The sequence below is a fragment of the Paenibacillus whitsoniae genome, assembly GCF_003955665.1.
In the GTDB taxonomy this organism is placed as follows: domain Bacteria; phylum Bacillota; class Bacilli; order Paenibacillales; family NBRC-103111; genus Paenibacillus_E; species Paenibacillus_E whitsoniae.
This window is the reverse complement of sequence record NZ_RXHU01000038.1, coordinates 1-3,836: the sequence shown is the minus strand read 5'-3', so window position 1 is coordinate 3,836 and position 3,836 is coordinate 1. Positions and strand designations below refer to the sequence as shown.

General features: G+C 53.6%; 5 protein-coding genes. 1 reads left to right on the top strand and 4 read right to left on the bottom strand.

All coding sequences use genetic code 11. The features are described 5' to 3' along the window. Positions 1 to 49 precede the first annotated feature (49 nt). From EJQ19_RS13890 to EJQ19_RS13875, 4 genes are read right to left on the bottom strand one after another with little or no spacing between them, the layout of a single operon-like run. The gene (locus EJQ19_RS13890; protein WP_126141835.1) at positions 50 to 565 is read right to left on the bottom strand and encodes a hypothetical protein; all 516 of its coding nucleotides are present in this window, start codon (positions 563 to 565) and stop codon (positions 50 to 52) included. A 30-nt stretch (positions 566 to 595) separates the two neighbouring features. Then, positions 596 to 1,774, bottom strand: coding sequence for an MGDG synthase family glycosyltransferase (locus tag EJQ19_RS13885; protein WP_126141834.1), 1,179 nt, complete (start codon positions 1,772 to 1,774; stop codon positions 596 to 598). A 45-nt stretch (positions 1,775 to 1,819) separates the two neighbouring features. Continuing rightward, on the bottom strand, positions 1,820 to 2,398 hold the full coding sequence (locus tag EJQ19_RS13880; protein ID WP_126141833.1) for a thymidine kinase: 579 nt from the start codon (positions 2,396 to 2,398) through the stop codon (positions 1,820 to 1,822). Positions 2,399 to 2,443: 45 nt separating this feature from the next. Further along, positions 2,444 to 3,427 carry an HD domain-containing protein gene (locus EJQ19_RS13875; RefSeq protein WP_126141832.1) on the bottom strand — a complete coding sequence of 328 codons (984 nt, stop codon included), beginning with the start codon at positions 3,425 to 3,427 and terminating at the stop codon, positions 2,444 to 2,446. Between the two features lie 231 nt (positions 3,428 to 3,658). Between EJQ19_RS13875 and EJQ19_RS33080 the strand changes: the two genes are divergently transcribed. Continuing rightward, positions 3,659 to 3,836: hypothetical protein (locus tag EJQ19_RS33080; protein WP_164716547.1), on the top strand; the 178-nt coding region annotated here is incomplete at its 3' end.

Sequence of the window (3,836 nt, the reverse complement as noted above, 5' to 3'; positions counted from 1 at the left end):
GCTACTCTCTACATTCCCACACGCTTTCCCACACGATCCACGCTACGACCTACGCTTTCTCATTCCCGCCACCATTGCCATTGCCGCCGCCGTTGCCATTCCCGTCAGTTCCATTCCCCGACGATTTCCCGTTGAAGAACGTCGTGGTCAAATCGCGGAGCTTCTCCATAAACTTGCCATAACCGTAGCCGGTCAGGAACGCGAGGGAGATCCGCGCGGACATGGAGTCGTCCACCTGCAGCAGCATGATGCCGCTCTCGAACAGGATGATCGTGATGATGGCGGAGCCGAAGCAGAGCACGGGCCGCATCAGGTACCAGTACACCCACTGCGTGGTCAAGGCTTCGTAATGCTCATGGAACATGCGCAGTCCGTACAGCGTGCCGCCGAGCGCACCGGCAAAGCCGAAGCAAGCATAGTCATGGTATTGCGCCATATTGATCCCCAGAAAATTGCCTTGCGGCGCGTTGCTGCCGAGTACGGCCATCATCCAGAGGCTGCCGATGAACCAGACGAGCAAATATACGAAAATCGCCTGCTTTCCGAAACGATGAAGTGGATTCATATCAAAAAACACCGCCCTTACACCTGGTTACTACCAGTGTATGAGCGGTGTTTTTGAAGATGCGTGAAGATATGCACGCTTGTCTGTCAACGCGAGGTACTCCTTGATCGCTTCGGCGCAGCTTTTGCTGTCCAGCGCTTGCTGCTTGCGGATGCTGGATCGGCGTTCCGCCAGCTCGGGATATTGCTCCATCAGCAGCTTGAACCAGTGATCGATCATGTCGAGGGACGTAATCCGCTGTCCGAAGCCGAGCTCCTGGAAGTAGTCGCAGTTTTTCTCTTCCTGTCCGGGGATCGGGCTGTAGAACAGCATCGGGATCCCTTTGGCGATCGCCTCGGTGCACGTCATGCCGCCGGGCTTGGTGATCAGCAGGTCGGAGATGTCCATCAGCTTGCTGATCTCGTGCGTATACCCGATCAGATGGACATTCGGCTGTCGGAACGCTTCCTCCATGAGCAGCTGCCTTCGTGCTTTTTCATTGGTTCCCAAGCAGATCAACAATTGAATGTCTTTGCTCCAATTCGCGAGGTGGGTGAGAAGCTCTTCTTTCTCTTCTTTTTTGAAAATCCCCCAGCCGCCGCCCATAACCATCACCGTAGGCATCGCTTTTAAGCCGAATTCTTGACGAATCAGCTCTTTACTGTAGTTCAGGCGAAAATCCGGATGAACCGGAATGCCGGTGACTTCAATACGAGACTCGGCGACGCCGCGATCCAGCAGATTGTCCCGCACAGGCGGAGTGGAGACTAAATATTTATCAACGGCCGGATTGATCCAGGTGCCATGCACATCGTAGTCCGTAATGACGGTAAACAGCGGCACATCGAGCCCCGCGCGTTTTAACCGGGAGACGATAATGCTCGGAAAAGGATGCGTGCACACGATCAGATCAGGCCGAAGCTGCTGGATAATTGCCTTGGAGCGTGCGTAGAACATGCGGTGCAGCACCAGGCCGGCGAGGCTGTTCAGCGATTTTTTATACTGATTTCGATACAGAACGCCATAGAGCTTGGGCTGCAGCGTCACCGTGCGGCGATAAGCGGAAAAGACCCAGGGCGCGAGCGTCGGGTGCAAAAAAGCCCCTAACTCCAGCACGCGGGTAATCAGATAGGGCGATGACTGGCGAAGCTGTGCGGCGAGTGCATGGGCCGCTTGTGTATGCCCTTTTCCAAAGCCTTCGGATAAGATCAAAATCCTCTTTTTACGCAAAGAACTCACCTTTCTTGGCGGGCCAGTGGGACCTGCCGCGTTTACTCATTCGTGTACAGCGTTTTTCCGCTTCGCGGCGTAGCATTTGCGGCACACCGGGACGTAGCTTTCGTTGCCGCCAATTTGAATCTGCTCCCCGTGGAAAATCGGTTCCCCATCCTTGCAGCGCATATTCATAATGGCCTTCTTGTCGCAATACCAGCAGACGGTTTTGATTTCCTCGATCGTGTCCGCTGCGGCCAGCAGGGCATTGCTGCCTTCAAACAGCTGTCCCATAAAATCCGCGCGAAGCCCGTAAGCAATCACAGGAATGTCCAACTCGTCGACAATGTCGATGAGCACCCCAACCTGCTCTTTATTCAAAAACTGCGCTTCGTCCACCAAAATGCAGTTCGGCCGTTCCCTCTCCGCAAGTGCCCGCATATCGAGCTGGGCGTCTACGGCAATTGCCGTTTTGTCCATGCCAATGCGGGACGTCACTTTCCCGACGCCGAAACGGTCATCGACGACGGAGGTGAGGAGGAGAACTTTTTTGCCTTGCTCCTCATAATTATGTGCGACACGCAGCACCTCGATGGATTTCCCGCTGTTCATCGTGCCGTATCGAAAATACAATTTTGCCAAGCTAAGCCAGTCCTCTCTCAGATGGGAATACGGGATATACGTGCATTATGCGATGCTGAAAAAGTAGGTGCCCGCCAGGCTCTCCAGCTCAGCCAACTTGACCGCGACTTGAAAGCTCGCCTCGGCGGCAGGTTTTTCCCGCAGCAGGGGCTGTTTCTTCGGCACGCTGCCGAAGGAAGCCTCGATGCTTCCCGGCACCGGCTGGCTGCCGATCTGGATGCGATGCGGTTCGAACATTAGCACGCGAATCGTTTCCTGCGCGATGCCGTTTCGACTGTGCATGAGCGCATGCAACAATTCATGATCCATTAGAAAAGGCAGATGCCGCTTCATCTCCGGCTGCGCTTCGCAGTGATGCGTGACGGCTTTGGCAAGCAAAGCGTCCATAGCGACATGCTGCGGTTCAAGCTGCAGGCGATGGCCTTCTACGATATAGTGGGCGAGCGCCGCCGCGGCCTCATCGTCTTGAGCTTCCAGCAAATAGCCGCGTAAATGAAGTCTGCGAATCAGCTCGGATGGAGGCTGGAGCTGTTTGCCGGCGCGGTACGTATCACGGAGATACGTATCCAGATGGTCGAGCCCGAGAATCGACGTAGGGTTCTTGAGCGGACTTTCTTTTTTCAGGATATCTACAATATTTGACGGCTTAAATCCGTAATTGGTTAATATTTCCGCGACCTCGCCTTGCAGAATGAACTGCTCCGTGTGCCGATGATGGTTAAACCTGAGCGTACGCTCGACAGCATGGGAGAACGGCAAATGTCCGATATCGTGGACAATCGCTGCGATTCTCAAAGGCAGGTCTTCCGGGCAAAAATGTGCTGTAAGCGACCACACGCCTACGGTATGTTCTAACCGCGAGTGGGTGAGGGGCGTGCAAAGCGCAGCCGCTCCGAAATGATGTAAGAATTGCAAGCGCCGCACAGGCTTGGAGCGGAATAGGTCCATTTCAACCGGATGCGCCTCCGTCTGAAACTGATAGATCGGCTCCATGATCCTGCCGGTCCCGAAGGTGTGTTGAATACTCAAACAGAGATCCTCCTACGCTGTAAAATCTGGTTGTAAGTTCGTGCGGGCGGTAATAGTTATCATAACATGAAGTATAGAAGGTATGCTATCCTATGAGACCATTGAAGAATAGAATATCAGATGTTAATATAAGATAAAATATTTCGAATATTTCCTCTACTTGCTTGCGGAGGTACATAGGTAGCGGAAGTATGCCTGATTCACCAAACTGAGGGAGAAAGGTTGCGCTACATGAGGAGAAATGGATTACCGCCCAAACAAGGATTGTACGATCCGGGATATGAGCACGACGCTTGCGGGATTGGCTTCGTGGCAAATATCAAGGGGATCAAATCGCATGCGATCGTCAAGCAGGCACTGAACGTGCTGTGCAATTTGGACCATCGCGGAGGTCAAGGCAGCGAACAAA

Bases quoted from the DNA above. Each gene is read 5' to 3' on its own strand.
- EJQ19_RS13890 (WP_126141835.1), bottom strand. From the start codon at position 565: ATGAATCCACTTCATCGTTTCGGAAAGCAGGCGATTTTCGTATATTTG.